The 15867-nt window shown below is 43.7% G+C and carries 14 protein-coding genes and 2 tRNA genes; 7 read left to right on the top strand and 9 right to left on the bottom strand.

Annotation, left to right across the window (positions count from 1 at the left end; translation table 11 throughout):
* Window positions 1-30: 30 nt before the first annotated feature.
* A complete protein-coding gene (locus D8S93_RS16720) occupies window positions 31-411 on the bottom strand; it encodes a cystatin family protein (protein WP_005396397.1) in 381 nt (126 codons plus the stop codon).
* Window positions 412-726: 315 nt separating this feature from the next.
* On the opposite strand from D8S93_RS16720, the gene D8S93_RS16715 reads away from it, so the two are divergent.
* Window positions 727-1260, top strand: a complete 534-nt coding sequence (locus tag D8S93_RS16715) for a lipocalin family protein (RefSeq protein ID WP_152814353.1) — start codon at window positions 727-729, stop codon at window positions 1258-1260.
* 196 nt (window positions 1261-1456) lie between these two features.
* Here D8S93_RS16715 and D8S93_RS16710 read toward each other — a convergent pair whose 3' ends face one another.
* From D8S93_RS16710 to D8S93_RS16690, 5 genes are all read right to left on the bottom strand, one after another.
* A complete protein-coding gene (locus D8S93_RS16710) occupies window positions 1457-2452 on the bottom strand; it encodes a succinylglutamate desuccinylase/aspartoacylase family protein (RefSeq protein WP_152814351.1) in 996 nt (331 codons plus the stop codon).
* A gap of 108 nt (window positions 2453-2560) precedes the next feature.
* Window positions 2561-4093, bottom strand: a complete 1533-nt coding sequence (gene yfcC, locus D8S93_RS16705; RefSeq protein WP_152814349.1) for a putative basic amino acid antiporter YfcC — start codon at window positions 4091-4093, stop codon at window positions 2561-2563.
* 203 nt (window positions 4094-4296) lie between these two features.
* A complete protein-coding gene (locus D8S93_RS16700; protein ID WP_005396401.1) occupies window positions 4297-4617 on the bottom strand; it encodes a c-type cytochrome in 321 nt (106 codons plus the stop codon).
* A gap of 79 nt (window positions 4618-4696) precedes the next feature.
* Entirely contained in the window at window positions 4697-5701 is a 1005-nt protein-coding gene (gene ltaE / locus D8S93_RS16695; protein WP_152814347.1) for a low-specificity L-threonine aldolase, read from the bottom strand.
* Between the two features lie 22 nt (window positions 5702-5723).
* Window positions 5724-6239 (bottom strand): NUDIX hydrolase, encoded by a 516-nt coding sequence (locus tag D8S93_RS16690; protein WP_152814345.1) that lies wholly within the window; start codon window positions 6237-6239, stop codon window positions 5724-5726.
* Window positions 6240-6507: 268 nt separating this feature from the next.
* Here D8S93_RS16690 and D8S93_RS16685 point away from each other — a divergent pair, with 268 nt between their 5' ends.
* From D8S93_RS16685 to dld, 6 genes are all read left to right on the top strand, one after another.
* On the top strand, window positions 6508-8169 hold the full coding sequence (locus tag D8S93_RS16685) for an ATPase RavA domain-containing protein (RefSeq protein ID WP_152814343.1): 1662 nt from the start codon (window positions 6508-6510) through the stop codon (window positions 8167-8169).
* Window positions 8170-8178: 9 nt separating this feature from the next.
* Window positions 8179-9633 carry an ATPase RavA stimulator ViaA gene (viaA, locus tag D8S93_RS16680; RefSeq protein WP_046875377.1) on the top strand — a complete coding sequence of 485 codons (1455 nt, stop codon included), beginning with the start codon at window positions 8179-8181 and terminating at the stop codon, window positions 9631-9633.
* A gap of 206 nt (window positions 9634-9839) precedes the next feature.
* A tRNA-Cys gene (locus tag D8S93_RS16675) sits at window positions 9840-9913 on the top strand.
* A 37-nt stretch (window positions 9914-9950) separates the two neighbouring features.
* Window positions 9951-10026: transfer RNA gene (locus D8S93_RS16670), tRNA-Gly, on the top strand.
* A 236-nt stretch (window positions 10027-10262) separates the two neighbouring features.
* Entirely contained in the window at window positions 10263-11165 is a 903-nt protein-coding gene (locus D8S93_RS16665) for a LysR family transcriptional regulator (RefSeq protein WP_046875378.1), read from the top strand.
* 384 nt (window positions 11166-11549) lie between these two features.
* Window positions 11550-13256 (top strand): D-lactate dehydrogenase, encoded by a 1707-nt coding sequence (gene dld / locus D8S93_RS16660; protein WP_046875379.1) that lies wholly within the window; start codon window positions 11550-11552, stop codon window positions 13254-13256.
* 60 nt (window positions 13257-13316) lie between these two features.
* On the opposite strand, the gene D8S93_RS16655 is transcribed toward dld, so the two are convergent.
* From D8S93_RS16655 to D8S93_RS16645, 3 genes are read right to left on the bottom strand one after another with little or no spacing between them, the layout of a single operon-like run.
* A complete protein-coding gene (locus tag D8S93_RS16655; RefSeq protein WP_046875380.1) occupies window positions 13317-13790 on the bottom strand; it encodes a GNAT family N-acetyltransferase in 474 nt (157 codons plus the stop codon).
* On the bottom strand, window positions 13783-14706 hold the full coding sequence (locus D8S93_RS16650) for an ornithine cyclodeaminase family protein (RefSeq protein WP_046875381.1): 924 nt from the start codon (window positions 14704-14706) through the stop codon (window positions 13783-13785). The genes D8S93_RS16655 and D8S93_RS16650 overlap by 8 nt, the downstream gene beginning before the upstream one ends.
* A gap of 2 nt (window positions 14707-14708) precedes the next feature.
* Window positions 14709-15860, bottom strand: coding sequence for an alanine racemase (locus tag D8S93_RS16645; RefSeq protein WP_046875382.1), 1152 nt, complete (start codon window positions 15858-15860; stop codon window positions 14709-14711).
* Window positions 15861-15867: the final 7 nt, after the last annotated feature.

The raw sequence follows: 15867 nt of genomic DNA, 5'->3' as shown, positions 1-15867 counted from the left end.
CCCCTATCTAGGGGCTTTCTTACTTAATCGCTACTGTTCGCAAAAGTGGCCTTCTTTTGGCGACTGGGTAATCGCATACTCACCATCTAGGTTGCGATAAACAACTGTATTCCAAATAGAGCCATCATCCAATTCAAACTCAATGGCATAGTTGACGCCGCTAACGATTTGCGCGTGAACGTTCAGTATTTGTTTGAACGACGCTATTGTGTCCATTCTTTTCAAAACAAAAGCCATTGCCTTTTGTGCATCAGGGGTAGCATTAAACTCATTCCACCCACCTGGCATGTTTCCTTGTGTATTACATACATCTGCCGAGGTTGTTAATTGTGTCGCTTGGCTTGGGTTTTCCTGCTGGCAACCTGCAAGCAATACCAAAAGTGCACAAACTGACACTGTTTTTAATTTCATAACAATAACCTCTGTCTATATCGCGACGTATTATAGGAGGGTGATATGACAGCGTATGTCTATATTGTGCAAAGTTTCTATATGCATACGGTTAAGTGCTGACAAAATATACAAGTATGACCAACTTGTAAGTAAAACATAGAACAATATTGTTAGGGAATTGCTGACATAACGAGGTTTTGGTGTTCAGCAATGCTATTGATAATGAAGAACTGTGATGTGTAGCTACGTACCTTTGGGACAGTAGTGCGACTTAGTGATCGATTTGCTACCTTCTACAGTAAAATCAATCACTAAATCAAATTTAGGTGTTGTATGAAATCGCTAAAAACATTATTACTTTTATCACTTGTTACTTTATTTGGCTGTACCTCTAAACCTGATGGGGTGGAGCCAGTTAACAATTTTGATTTAGAGCCTTATCTAGGCAAGTGGTACGAAATCGCACGGCTCGATCATTCGTTTGAGCGTGGTCTATCCAACGTTACGGCCGAGTATCGGCTTCGCGAGGATGGTGGGGTTAAGGTGACAAACCGCGGATATTCAGAAGAAGATCAACAGTGGTCCGAAGCTGAAGGTAAAGCTTATTTTGTTGAAGACGAAACGGTTGGGCACTTAAAAGTCTCCTTTTTTGGGCCAATCTATTCTTCTTACATTGTGTTTGAGCTAGGTGAAAACTACGACTATGCGTTTGTCTCCGGTTACAACCACGACTACTTGTGGCTATTGTCTAGAACACCCAACGTTGATGAGAAAATCCTGGAGCGTTTTAAGCAGGTTGCTAAAGAGAAAGGTTTCGCGTTAGATAAGCTAATTCTCGTTGATCAAGAGAGTGGACGACAGTTTTAAGTTCATCAATGTGACTTCTAAAATCAACAGAAGCGAAGTTTCTGTATAGCGGTTTTGAGTTTTGCTTGGAATATTTTTGTTACCTTGTAACCTCATGTAAAAAAATATAGCCCCATCATTTGTGATTACTCGTGATGGGGCCTATATAAATTTGAGTGAGCATCGAAAGGTAGATCTATCGACAAACGGTTATGGTTTACTTAATCAAACGAACGATCAGAGAGCCAGGCGCCCGAATAGATTCGACATTGTGGCTGAGCACTGTACCACTTGTAGGGGCGGTGTAGCGCTCAACTTCAGTGCCAAAGCTGTCGTATTGAATCGCAACCAGTTGGCCTTGCTCGACAAAATCCATCAAACCAACATGAGGTAGTACAAAGCCGCCATGTGTCGCTTTCATACTGACTATCTCGTTTCCTTCCAAGCATGAAGTGATAGGCTCTATCTCACCTTCTACGACGTTATGCTGCTTCAACACATTAAAAATGCCTGATACGGTTCGACTAATGAGTTTTTGCTCTGTGTAGCGCCCCATACCCACTTCAACCGTAATGCTTGGGACACCATGGTTATTCCAAACTGTTTCAAGGACGCCAGCATCTCCAGGATCATTTAAAATCGCATCAGGATTAATGAGACGAGCCATTTCTAATGATTGCTCAATTCGGAAGTCTGCAAACACGTATAGTGGATAGGCCGCACCACTGGTTTGAGTGTGAAGGTCAATGGCTAAATCAGCATTTGGCTTGAGCAGATCATTCCACAATGCATATAAGTAGCGTTGTGCCTCATTGCCGTTTTGGTCACCAGGGAAAAAACGGTTTAAGTTTGCAGGAGACGCATCCGGGTCTGCGGAATAGAAATCGCGGCTGTGGTTTAGCATACCTGGCATGTTAATGGTTGGAACAATAGTGACAGTACCAGCGACTTCAGTGCCAATGAGTTCTCTAGCGGTCTTCTGCGCTGCTAACACACCATTATATTCATCACCATGAACCCCTGCGGTGATCATGATTTTCTTGCCAGGTTTTTCACCTTTGAATACTAAAACAGGAAGATATTGCCACTGAGAGAGCGCGTTGGTTGCGATGCGGAACCAAAACTTATGCTCACCCGGACCTAGGTCTGCTACATTGAGAGATTGAATCACTTGATGACCTTGAATCATGTCATCGAGAAGTTGTGTTGCCATTAAAGTTACCACTCCAAAACCATAAGCCAATCTAAAACCTTAACGTCGCCATACGAAGAGTATTAATAAGGCGAGAACGTGTCTCGCCTTGTGCCAATTGATTTCGTTTTACGCAAACCCCATTATGTGAGCTGCGATAACGACGACACTCGACAGGGTAAAGAGTAATAGGATAAATCGCCAGCAGAATTTTGCCCAGTCACCCCAGTCGATGCGGCAGACACCAAGTGTTGCCATCAAGGATGCTGAAGTAGGGACGATAACGTTGGTAAAACCATCTCCAAGTTGGAATGACAAAACGGCAACTTGGCGCGTGACACCTGCAATATCCGCCAATGGCGCTAATAAAGGCATCGTCAGTGCCGCTTGTCCAGATCCGGAAGTAACGAAGAAGTTGAAGATAGATTGGAATACATACATTAACCATGCCGCAGCTACGTCAGGAAGCCCACTGATCACGCCGCCAGCACTGTTCAGAATAGAATTCAGTACACTCGCTTCATCGGTCGTACCGCCACCTAGGATAAGTAACACACCTTTCGCACAACCAACCAATAGAGCAGGAGCAAGCATAATAGCCGCCCCCTCTTTAAACGCATCGGCTGCGCAGTTGAGCGTCATACCGTTTAAGCGAAAAATCGTACCGATGATCGCGACAACAAAGCCCATAGTGAAAAATTGAGAAGCGATTTCTGGGATGTACCATGCGTTAGCGACTACGCCCCAAACAACCCATACTGTGGTCGCGATGACCGTAAGAATGACGAGTGTATCGCCGATATTCCAACGAGAATCTTGATTGCCAAGCTCTTGCTGACGGAAGTATTTGTCTGTGCGGTGACTGTAAGAAAGTTCTGGGTTTGACTTCACTCGAGCGGCGTAGAGCATTGTGAAAGCGATACCGATTAACGTAAAGCCAACCCATAACCCCATGCGCACAGTCATGCCGGATAAAACAGGTACACCTGCAATGCCTTGTGCAATAGCGACGGAGAAAGGGTTCATCCAAGAAGTAGCGAAGCCAATTTGAGTCGCAACATAGGTCACCATTACCGTAGTGATACCATCATAACCAAGGCGAACCATAAGCGGAGCGATAATAATCGCAAATGCTACGGCTTCTTCACCCATACCAAATACCGCACCGCCCAGAGAGAACAGCAAAAATAGCACTGGAATGAATAGCGCTTCGTTACCTTTGGTCTTATCGATAAGGCGCAAGATACCGTTGTCGATGGTGCCTGTTCGCATTACAACGCCGAAAGCACCACCGATAACCAACATGAACATAATCACGCCGATCGCGCTGCCCCATTTAGAGCCTGAAACTAGCCCTTCGAAAGGGAAGTTCATGAGACCAATGCCACCACCAGAAGCAAACAGGCCAACCTTGTTGTAAACCAATTCACCGTTTTCGTCGGTTGCATAAGAGAAAGAAGATGGATCGATAACCGTGCGAGTTTTTTCTGCACCATCGACCATATAAGTCACTTGCTGACTGTCAAAATGGCCAGCAGGAATTAAGTAGGTAAGAATCGCAGCGAGAATACCAACAATGAAGATCAAAATGAGGGTATCTGGCATCTGCCATGATTTGGGTGTAGCAACCGAGTCCGTTGGTTGCGCATGTGTGTGAGACATAACTTACTTCACGTTAAATTCAATGAAGCATGAAATATCAATAAACCAGAATAAAAAGTCAATATTAATGGGAATATTGAACTATAAATTCATCAAATATTTGAAGTGAAGTCATTGTGATTATTTTACAAGCAAAGTTTGGTTAAATGTTTTGGCTCGGGTCGAGGGCTCACAAGCTCTTGTTGTGAGCCGAGATAAATAAATCATTTGTCTTGCGTCTGTTCTGCATAAAATGCAGCGACATCACGAAGATCCTCATCATTTAACATTCTTAATTGTGCGCCCATCATTTCGGCAAGCGGCCCTTTACGTTCGCCTGCTTGGTAAGACTTCATCGCATCGTATAGATACTGGGCATTTTGACCTGCAAGATTTGGATAGGCATCATTACCTGCGACGCCTGTTGCACCATGACAATAGACGCAGCTAGGGGATTTGATTTTACCTTTATCAGCATCACCAAAAGGCGCGGCATGGCTAGCGGAAGAGAAAATAAGAGAGGTTAGAAGTACAAATCTGAACATGAAGATTGTCTATTCGCTAAAAAGTCATATCGATACAATAAAGCTTCCCCTTAGGGGAAGCTCAATGATCAAAATCAAACTAAAGCAGAGATTTAATGCTTGATAAGAAATTGTCGATATCTTGCACTGAAATGTCTTTATGAGTCACGAAACGAATGGGGTTTCCAGGTGTTATCGTAATATTTTGTTCCTTCAGTTTCGCAGCGATACTTACTATGTCCACTTGAGGATCAAGCTTCGCGAACACGATGTTCGTTTGAATAAAATCAGGGTTGACTGAAAAACCAGGCAGTTCTGCTAAACCTTCTGCTAAATTTTTTGCGTTGATATGATCTTGTTTTAGCTGTTCCACTTGTTCGGTAAGGGCAAGTTTGCCTGCTGCGGCAAGAATACCCGCTTGACGCATACCACCGCCGACCATCTTTCTTAAGCGACGTGCTTTTGCGATGTACTCTTTGCTACCAAGCAGTAACGAACCAACAGGGGCAGCCAAACCTTTCGACAGACAAATCGTCATTGAATCAAAATACTGACCGATTTCTTTTACCGGAACATCTAAAGCAACCGCTGCATTGAATACTCTTGCGCCATCTAGATGCATCTGCAAGTTATGTTTATTCACGAAGTCACGAGTTTCTGCTAAGTAAGACAGAGGCAGCACTTTGCCATTAATAGTGTTTTCTAAGCTGAGCAGCTTGGTACGAGCAAAGTGACAATCATCTGGCTTAATCGCCGCTGCCAGTTTATCAAATGGGAGTGTGCCATCTGGGTTATTTTCGACTGGTTGAGGTTGAATTGACCCAAGTACTGCTGCGCCGCCAGCTTCGTACTTGTAGTTATGTGCTTGCTGCCCACACAGATATTCATCTCCGCGTTCACAATGCGCCATTAGGCCGAGCAGATTGGCTTGCGTGCCTGAAGTAGTAAACAAAGCCGCTTCGAATCCTGCAAGCTCTGCGGCAAACTCCTCAAGCTCATTGACCGTAGGGTCATCACCATAAACATCATCCCCAACGGGGGCCTTAAACATGGCCTCTCGCATGGCTTGGGTAGGCTGTGTAACGGTATCTGATCGAAAATCCATGAATGTCTCCTTGGTCAAAGTCCTAAATATATCCGCAAAGGCGCGCTTTGCTTAAACAAGCGATCGTTTTGGCATCGGTAATTGTGTCATCAATAATCTTGTCTTCGAGTTGTTGGAGTGACAAGGTAACAACCTCAATCACTTCATCTTCATCACATTCGTAACGGTTGGTTTGGCTGAGCTTCTCAGCAACAAATAGGTACTGTATCTCATCACAAAATCCGGCAAGGGGAGTGACTTGGCCGAGAGAAGTGAATTTTTCTGCACTATAGCCCGTTTCTTCCTCTAGCTCTCTTTTCGCGCAGCAGAGAGGGTCTTCATTGCCTTCTCTTGTACCAGCAGGAAGCTCCAAAAGCCATTTATTAAGTGAAGGGCGAAATTGATGGACAAGGACTATCTCTCCTTCCGTTGTAATAGGGAGAATCACCGCAGCGCCCGGATGATGGATTGTGGTGTGCGTAATTGCCTGTCCTGTAGGAAGCATAACCTCTTCTTCAATCAGAGAAATTTGCTTCCATTTATGAATTATTTTGCTCATGCAGTTATTAACCCTAGCTGTTACCGCATTTTGACGTTTTTCGACATTAACCACAAATGGTGGGAAACAAAAGCAAAAAATGTTGCAACACAACGAAAGCGTTTGCACTTTCAGTGAGCTGTATCTCATAAATGGAAACTTTGATTGCTGGCTAAAGAAGGGGGTAAGCATCTGCTATAAGGGGAATTCAACAAAATACATTTGTAACAAAGTTATAACAAGTGTATAAAAATGTTAACGCAATACCAGTTCAGCAGCCGGAGAACGTATGACACAAACCTTATTTGCCTCAAATGCCGAAAAAGCGCTTCTCTCAGAACGCATCAACAAGTTGGCTAAAGCGTTAACGGATGGCGTTTATGAACGCGAACATACCATCAAGCTCTGCCTCCTTGCGGCACTTGCTGGTGAAAGTGTTTTTCTTTTAGGCCCACCTGGCATTGCAAAAAGCTTAATTGCCAAGCGACTTATCCAAGCGTTCGATAATAGCAGTTACTTTGAATACCTGATGACGCGATTCTCAACACCTGAAGAAGTTTTTGGGCCACTGAGTATTCAAGAACTCAAAGATAACGGTCGTTATGTTCGCTTAACTAAAGGGTATTTGCCAACCGCACAAGTCGTATTTTTAGATGAAATCTGGAAGGCGGGCCCCGCCATTCTGAATACATTGCTGACAGTGGTCAATGAGAAAACGTTCAAAAATGGCAGCGATATTGAGCGTGTGCCAATGCGTTTGTTGGTATCGGCGTCCAATGAACTGCCAGATGAAGACAGCGGTTTGGATGCACTCTATGACCGCATGTTGGTGCGCGTGTTTGTGAATCGAATTCAGAATAAACAAAACTTTAAGTCGATGTTGACGGTAGGCACGTCACAAGAGGCACAAGTGCCAGAAGGGCTAGCAATAACAGATGAAGAATATCATCAATGGCAACAGCAGCTCGACAAGCTGACGTTAACCGATAATGCATTCGATAAGCTTTTCCAGCTTAAAACGATGTTAGAAAGCAAAGTCGAAGCTCAGTTTGGCGATGTCGCTAATACCGACATGTATGTGTCTGACCGCCGCTGGAAGAAAGCCGTGAAATTGCTAAAAGCGAGCGCGTTTTTTAATGGACGCGATGAAATCAACCCACTTGATCTACTGTTGCTGCAAGATTGTTTATGGAACAGCCCTGAATCGCGAGATGTGGTACGTGAAGTGGTACAAGAGTTCGCCCTAAAACATGCATTTGACCAACAAGACGCCGAACAGGAAATTGAATACTGTCGCGAGTCTTTGGTCGATGTTCAGCATGAGCTTGAAGATGCCTACCGCATGACGTTAACGTCTGAAGCGGCAACGGGTATTCTGCGCAAAGAAACCATGCGTTTTGATACCTCTAAAGCTAAGACCTACAAAGTTGGCGCAGCCGTTAACTTAGTTAAACTGGTTATTTTGCAAAGCAACATGTCGGTTTCAGAATCAGAGAAAGGCGATAGCCGCTGGGTTTACGTGCCAAAAGATGAACTAGACCGAGTCATCAAAGAAGGACACGGTGATGTGTATGGCTACGTCAATCAAAACACCAACATGTGCCGTTTACGATTTGATGTTGATGCTGCAAATAACCTAGTTATCCGTGATATCGCAAACCGAGGCATTCTGGTGAGCTTAGTGACTCAAGAGGGCTTGGATGTAGAGCTTTACCAAAAATGGTTAACGCAGAGTGAAAAAGCCGTAAATCAACTCAGTGAAGCAGAACACCATATGCGCAAGGTAAAAGCGAATTTCCATGATGCGCTTCCGCATAGCTTTGTTGATCCTGAATTACCACGCCTAATGGAGTCGAGTCTGCAGCAGGTCAGTCAGAGACTTGAGTCTATCCAAGCTGAAAGCGAGAAAGTTATCCAACGCTTTAAAAACTTACATCAGTTTTTCTCATAAGGAGACGACATGCTAGGTGCAGACGGACTTAACCTTGCGCTGATGGTAGCCGACTCTGGCATCATCGATAGCGCAGTTAATGATTTAATGGCGCGTTCACAAGTCATGATGATGGCAGAAAACCGAGGCGTTAAATCTTCGGTCAAAGGCCACTTATTAAAGTGGCGAGGCAGTGTTAAAAAACGGATTACCAAGGTATGTGAGACAGAGCGTTTCCAACAAGAGCTGTCTTTATATCAAGAAGTCATTCACTGGGATGAAGAGGCGTTTTTCGAAAACATCGAAGATGTGATTAAAAAGCTTGAGTGGCACTCCGCTTTTTATATGCAGGCTCGCCGAATGATGGAGAAGAACAAGGGGATGAATAATCCCATGTTCCCACATTACTTCTGTGATCAATGGTACCAAAGTCTAGCCGATGCGATTAAGCAAGCGCAAGTAAGCGAGCTTGAGGCCAATAAAGAGAAAGTGCTGAATGACCTGTATCAGCGTATGGAGACCATGCGTAATATGGATAAGGTCACGGAGTCGGGTGATGCTGAAAGTGTAGGGCGCTTATGGGATATGGCATCTGCCAAGTTGAGCAAAACTGACTTAACAGTGATGAAACGCCATGCGGAGTTTCTGAAGAAGCACCAAGGCTTGCAAGAAATAGCCGAGCAACTTGGCCGTATGGCGGGGCAAGTGAATGATCCCGAACTTAACCGCGCGCCTACTGAAGAGCTACAAATGATCGAAGAGAAGAGTGATGAAGCGACAGATGATATTGTCGGCATTCACGAAAGCGATGATTTAAATAAGCTACTTCCCAACGAAACGATGTTTTTGGCGTATCCTGAACTCGAGGTCGTGTTCTATAAACACTTAGTCGATAAACGACTTATGAACTACCGTACACAGGGCAAATCGCGCACGTTACGTAAAGTTAAAGCTCACCGACCTGACAACAAAGCGGTAGATATCGAAAAAGGACCGTTTATTGTGTGTGTGGACGCGTCCGGCTCAATGAGCGGGTTTCCTGAACAATGCGCCAAAGCCATGGCTTATGCGCTGATGCAAATTGCATTAGCGGAGCAACGTGATTGCTATGTCATTATTTTTTCGACGGAACACATTACGTATGAGCTAACCAAACAAGATGGTCTGCGCGAGGCGGCGGACTTTTTAACTTATAGCTTCCATGGTGGTACAGACTTAGAGCCAACTTTGATCAAATCTATCGACTTGATGAGCGGTGATAAGTACAAAAATGCCGATATGGTGGTCATTTCCGACTTTATCGCGCCAAAACAACAAGACGAGTTGCTTGCCAAAGTGGATGCGCTTAAAGCGAAGAAAAACCGTTTTCACGCGATCAGCCTATCTAAATACGGAAACCCGGCATTAATGTCGATGTTTGATCACACGTGGTCTTATTATCCTAATGTTGTGGGCAGGTTGCTTAAACGGGTCGGTAATTACTAAGTGGCATTGAAATTCTATTGAGTAAAACGTACAGAAAGCTAGATTTATATTGCTTCGTTTTAAGCCGATAAGATCGAACTTTGGTCTAATTGGCTTAAAAGAAATCAAACAAACAGAAAATGAAAGATTTTTGTTTGACTATCTTCTCTCAATCCGTAAAGTAGCCACCAACGCAACGGGGAAGAGCCCTGAAGCGAAGTAAAAAAGGCGCCTTGGCAGAGTGGCTATGCAGCGGATTGCAAATCCGTGGACCTCGGTTCGACTCCGGGAGGCGCCTCCATTATTCTTTTGAGAGTGAATGGCTTTCGAGAATCAATGCGACACTAGCTCAGTTGGTAGAGCGCAACCTTGCCAAGGTTGAGGTCACGAGTTCGAACCTCGTGTGTCGCTCCAAATTATTCAGATATGGCAATTGCGATATCTCGATGCCAAGCGCATCAACTTAAAACCAGCGAAAGCTGGTTTTTTTGTATCTGAATATTGATAAATTTACGCCATCTCAATTTCTTGAACTGTTGGTATAACCCTTGTTTCTTTCGCGAGTTATGCTGTTAAGTGTGATCCGATATTTCGTAGATTGACCAATATCCGTTTACAATATCGGTCTACAAAGGATTTGACGAAGACGCATGAGAAATACCGACGATTACATCATTTTCTATCACCTGATCGAGCAAGGCTCATTCAGTGCTGCTGCAAGACACATGTCATTGACCAAATCGGTTGTCAGTAAACGCATCGCGAAGCTTGAGCAAGAGCTTGGTGTACAGCTTCTTTACCGAACAACGCGAACGTTAACGTTGACGGAGGCAGGGCGAGCGTTCTTTACTCATGCAAAAGCCGTTTATCAAGCGGTGGCAACGGCAGAAGAATCCATTGTGGGGTTAGGTAAGAATTTATCTGGAAACATTAAAGTTTCTGTACCCACTATCTCTGGTGAGTTAATTCTTCCTCAAGTGATCAATGAGTTTAATCAGAAATACCCTGACATCAATATCGATATGGATCTAGATAATCGTTTCGTCGATATCGTGAATGAACGTTTTGATCTGGCAATTAGAACGGGTGTGTTGCCAGATTCTAGTCTGATTGCAAGAAAGCTGGTGGATGCGAATTGGATTGTTTGTGCGTCACCTCAATACCTTGCTAAACATGGCATTCCTAAGCAACCTCAAGCCTTGGATAAGCACAATTGTTTGGTTTATTCCTACCAAGAAACCGGGGCGCGTGAGTGGGCGTTTAAAGACGGAGACGAGGTGTATCAAATTACAGTCGACGGTAACCTCTGTACCAACAACTCTTCGGTATTGAGAAACGTCGCACTGTTGGGGCAGGGAATCATCTATGTGCCACGTGTCTTGGTTTATGAAGACTTAAAGCAAGGCCGCCTGATTCAATTGTTCAAAGACGAAACCGCCAAATGTTTGGGTATTTATGCAGTGTATCCTTACACTCGTCAACAGCCAGAAAAAATTAAGATCTTCATTGATCATCTATACATCAGCTTTCAAAGTCAAAATCATCGATTTTAAGACAATAACTCAACACCAATCGTTATGTTGGTGTTGAGTTATTGTTTCCATCTTCATTTCTAATAATTCTTATAAATTTAGAAGCTTAAGCTTTCTCCTTGTTTTATCACTAATATTGATAACAAGATGCTGCGCACAACTGTTAACAAATGGTTTTGCTATTGTTTCTTTTAAGAAACGGTCTGTTTCTTGCGTTAAATTTTCTGAATGTGAAAGATAAGTGACAGAAAAATAAAAGAATTATTTTGTTTGTTGTCTGTGGGTTAAGTGTTGCTCGCCTGCCTGACATAGACGCCGAGAAATGGACTGCTTATAGTGGCTCAAACGCCCATTACCGTCACTAAACGGTGATGTGAGCGAAGTACAATAACTAGAGATGCAGATATGAAACAAAAGCAGCTGATTGACGAATTTAAAACTATCGTTGGGGAAGAAAATGTCCTAACCGACGAGGTTAAAACAAAATACTACCGCTCGGGTTTTCGCTCAGGTAGTGGCACTGCGCTTGCTATCGTGTTTCCTAATACTCTTGTAGAACAATGGAAGATCATTAAACAGTGCGTTGAAGCAAACTGCATTATTATTATGCAGGCTGCCAAAACAGGTTTAACAGAAGGCTCAGCTCCAAGTGGTAATGATTATGACCGTGATGTGGTCGTGATCAATATTACCAAAATCAAGAAGATTCACTTATTAGATGGCGGTAAGCAGGCGGTATGCTTGCCAGGTGCAAGTTTGCACTCATTGGAAAAAGAATTGAAGGCGGTGAACCGAGCGCCGCACTCTATCATCGGTTCTTCATCATTAGGTGCCACTGTGGTTGGTGGTATCGCCAATAACTCAGGCGGTGCGTTAGTCAAGCGTGGTCCTGCTTACACGGAGCTGGCGATTTATGCGCAGGTCGATAAACAAGGCCAGTTACACCTGGTTAATCACCTTGGTATTGAAGGGTTAGGTGAAACGCCAGAAGAAATTCTGACAAACCTGCAAGAAGGAAACTTTGACCCAGCGAAGATCATTCATGACGAGCGAATGGCATCAGACAAAGAATACGATGAACGTGTTCGAGACGTGACTTCTGACATTCCTTCTCGCTTTAATGCCGATGAACGTCGATTATTTGAAGCCAGTGGCTGCGCTGGTAAATTGGGTGTTTTCGCCGTTCGAGTTGATAGCTACCCAGTACCCGAAAAAGAGCAGGTTTTTTACCTTGGCACCAATGATCCTGCGAAACTGACGAAGCTGCGAAAAGATTTCTTATCTACGTTTGAGAACTTGCCTGAGATGGGAGAATACTTGCATCGAGATATCTTCAACATGGCAGAGAAGTACGGCAAAGACGTCTTTTTATCCATCGACTTGCTAGGCACAGATAAGCTGCCAAAAATGTTTGCACTTAAAGCTAAAGTAGAAAATGTCTTAGAGCGCGTCCCGTTTGTTAGTAAATACCTGCCAGACACCATTTTGTACTACGCGAGTAAGTTGTTCCCACAACATTTACCAGAACGAATGCTGGATTTCCGCGACAAGTATGAGCATCACCTGGTATTAAAAATGAGTGATAGTGGTATTGCTGAGGCGCAAAAATACCTCAATGAAGTTTGGGCTGTTGAAGATGACTGTGATTTCTTCGAGTGTACGCCGGAAGAGGGTAAAAAAGCTTATTTACATCGCTTTGCAGCAGCAGGTGCAGCAATTCGTTACGAGACGATTCACCGAAAAGACGTAGAAGACATCGTTGCACTTGATATCGCTTTGCGACGTAATGATGAAGAGTGGCTAGAAACTTTACCGGAAGAGGTGAGTAAGAACCTTGTTCAAGCGCTCTATTATGGTCACTTTATGTGTTATGTATTCCATCAAGATTACATTTTCAAAAAAGGGACCGACACGAAGTTGATGAAAAAGCTGATGCTAGAACACCTCAATAGCCGTGGTGCTAAATACCCAGCAGAACATAATGTGGGTCACTTGTACGAAGCTGAAAATTCGCTGCAGAAGTTTTACCACGAGCTAGATCCAACCAACACCTTTAACCCTGGTATTGGCAAAATGGACAAATACAAGCGCAATTGTAACTGCTGTGCGTAAACATTGAATATTCATCAAGTCAACCTGGTGGAACACTATATGGCCGACCAGGTTGGCTTTTTACTCTTTGACGCTAAAAATCAACTCTATTTCATCATCAAGTCTTCTTCCTGTTGGGGTAAAACCAAGCTTTTGGTAAATATGGAGAGCATTCCCTTCCTCTTTATCCATTGTGGTTAGGGACACGCCTTGTAAACCGATAATGGAAGCGTATCGCTTGCTAAAGTTAATCGCTTGATTTCCCAATCCCTTTCCTTGAAAACGATGGTCAATCATGACGCGCCACACGTACAAATGATCCTTTTGAAAGTGATCATCGAACTTGTCGAGTAGTCTTGGATCGATAAGAGAGATGAGCCCTGCTGGCTTGTCGTCTAAATAAATGCCGTAACTGACGCTATCGTCGTTGAAACTCGCCTCTGCAAGCCATTCTGCATTATTAGCAATGAGATGTTTTTGGGACTCTTCCACGGAGAGGTCGATAATGTCATCGATGGTGTTACCGTTTATTTTTAAAAAGCTAACGTTATTCATGGTAATCTTCCTTGGATAGGTATTTATCTAAAACCATTTGCGCAACATAAAGATCTTGATAGGCAATTCCTGAGCTATCAAAAATAGTAATGTCGTTTTTGTTCCTTTCTTTTAATTGAAGCTTGTCACCGATCTGATAGATCTCTTTATCTGGCGCATGCTGGAACTCACCAATCGTTTTGGACTGAGATAAATAGTCACAGTAGAGGGTGGCGTTCTCAAATAGCGATGGTGGAAGTTCCTGTTTTCCTATTTTATCTGCTCCCATTGCAGAAATATGAGTTCCAGGTTTTACCCATGAAGATTCAAACAAAGGAGCGGTGGACGCTGTAACGGTAACAATAATATCTGCGCTTTCACAGGCTTCTTGAGCGGATTTGATGTCTGTTGTTAACCCTTCTTTGCTTAGCTCTTGCGCTAATTGGTTGGCGTTAGTCTGATTTCTACCAACAATCAGGACTTTAGATAGATTCCTAACTTTTGAAATGGCAAGCGCTTCGTATTTAGCTTGATGACCTGTGCCAAATAACGCGAGTACAGATGAATCTTGTCTCGCCAGTAGATCAACAGCGATGGCATCAGCTGCTGCAGTTCGGTAGGCATTGACCAAACTTGCTGACAAAATGGCTTTCATTTCCCCCGTATCCGGTGAAAGAAGAAAGATATGAGTGCCATGGTTTGGTCGCCCAAACTGATTATTACAAGGCCAATAGCTTCCCATTTTCCAACCAAGTAATTGATTTGTGCATGCTGATTTGAGTGAAAACATTGAGCCTTCGATCGGGCCTGATGCGTTAACGACCGGAAATATTGATGAGTGCTGATCTTGTACTGAAGAAAATGCCGCTTTGACCGCTTTGTATGCCAGTTCGTGAGAAATCAACGCTGCAGTCGTTTTTTCATCTAGATAAATCATGCTTACCACCCTGAAACACGTTTCCATTGCTCAATTTGACCCTCTACCAAGTCAAAGACATAGTATTTACTGTGCATCGCGCTTGTAGAACATGCATGATTTGGGACGATGTGTACTCTAGAACCAATGGGAAAACATTCGAAGTCGATCTCGCTTCCAGAAGCCGCTTCGAGTATGCCGTGCTCTTGATTTACCTGCACGACTTTCAGTATTTGATTCTCTTGGCCGTTCGGTTGGAGAACCACGCCATAACATTGTTCGTCATGGCCTTTATCTAAAGAAAGAGCCATCCAACCAGCATCAACAAATATTTGCCCCCTCGATTTGTTGTGTCCAATAACACTACTTACTACTGAGATTGCGATATCGTTTAAGGTACACACTCCGAGCCGATGCATCACTAAGTCAAACAATGAATAGACGCCAGCTCTGACTTCTGTGATTCCACTTGTGTTTGTGTATGAGCATGCCGTCGGGGTAGACCCCACGCTGACTATTTCGCAGTAAATCCCAACCGACTCGAGGCGTTTCGCTGCAAGTTGTGCAGTCGCTACTTCATTACTGGCGGATTGGTTTAATGCTTCTCGAGACTTACAGTGGTAAGACTCACCTGCGTGGAGCATCACCCCTTTAAAATCGGCCAAACCCATATCTAAGCTCTTAGCCATTGCAATTAGGGCTTCGGAATCTGCACTTACACCACCTCGGTGTCCGTCGCAATCAATCTCTATCAGGCAGCTAATGACACACCCACGTTCTTGACAGTAGGTGTTAACGAAATCGATTTGTTCCATGCTATCAAGTAAAACCACAATACTCATACCGCGTTTCAGTAGCAGTTCGACTCGCAATAGCTTTTCTTTTGATATGCCAACAGCATAGAGAATGTTTTTACAACCATAACTGGCAAGCTGTTCTGCTTCCTCAAGGGTGGATACAGTGATTGGGTCCTCTATAGAGTCAATTAAGTAAGGAAGCGCATCTAACGATTTTACTGTCTTAAAGTGGGGCCTTAGTGGTGTGCCTAGTTTCGACATATGGCTGCGCATTTGAGTAAGGTTGCTCAAAAATTTTTGTTTGTCCAAATAGAGAAATGGTGTGCCAATAGCATTGTATTGTTTTTCTAAATTAGGGTGTTCTGTATGCTTAATCATTTCATTT

Origin of the sequence: Vibrio sp. VGrn 2 (assembly GCF_009361695.1) — a bacterium.
In the GTDB taxonomy this organism is placed as follows: domain Bacteria; phylum Pseudomonadota; class Gammaproteobacteria; order Enterobacterales; family Vibrionaceae; genus Vibrio; species Vibrio diabolicus.
The sequence above is the reverse complement of the archived record's forward strand: the minus strand, read 5'-3'. Positions and strand labels throughout refer to the sequence as shown.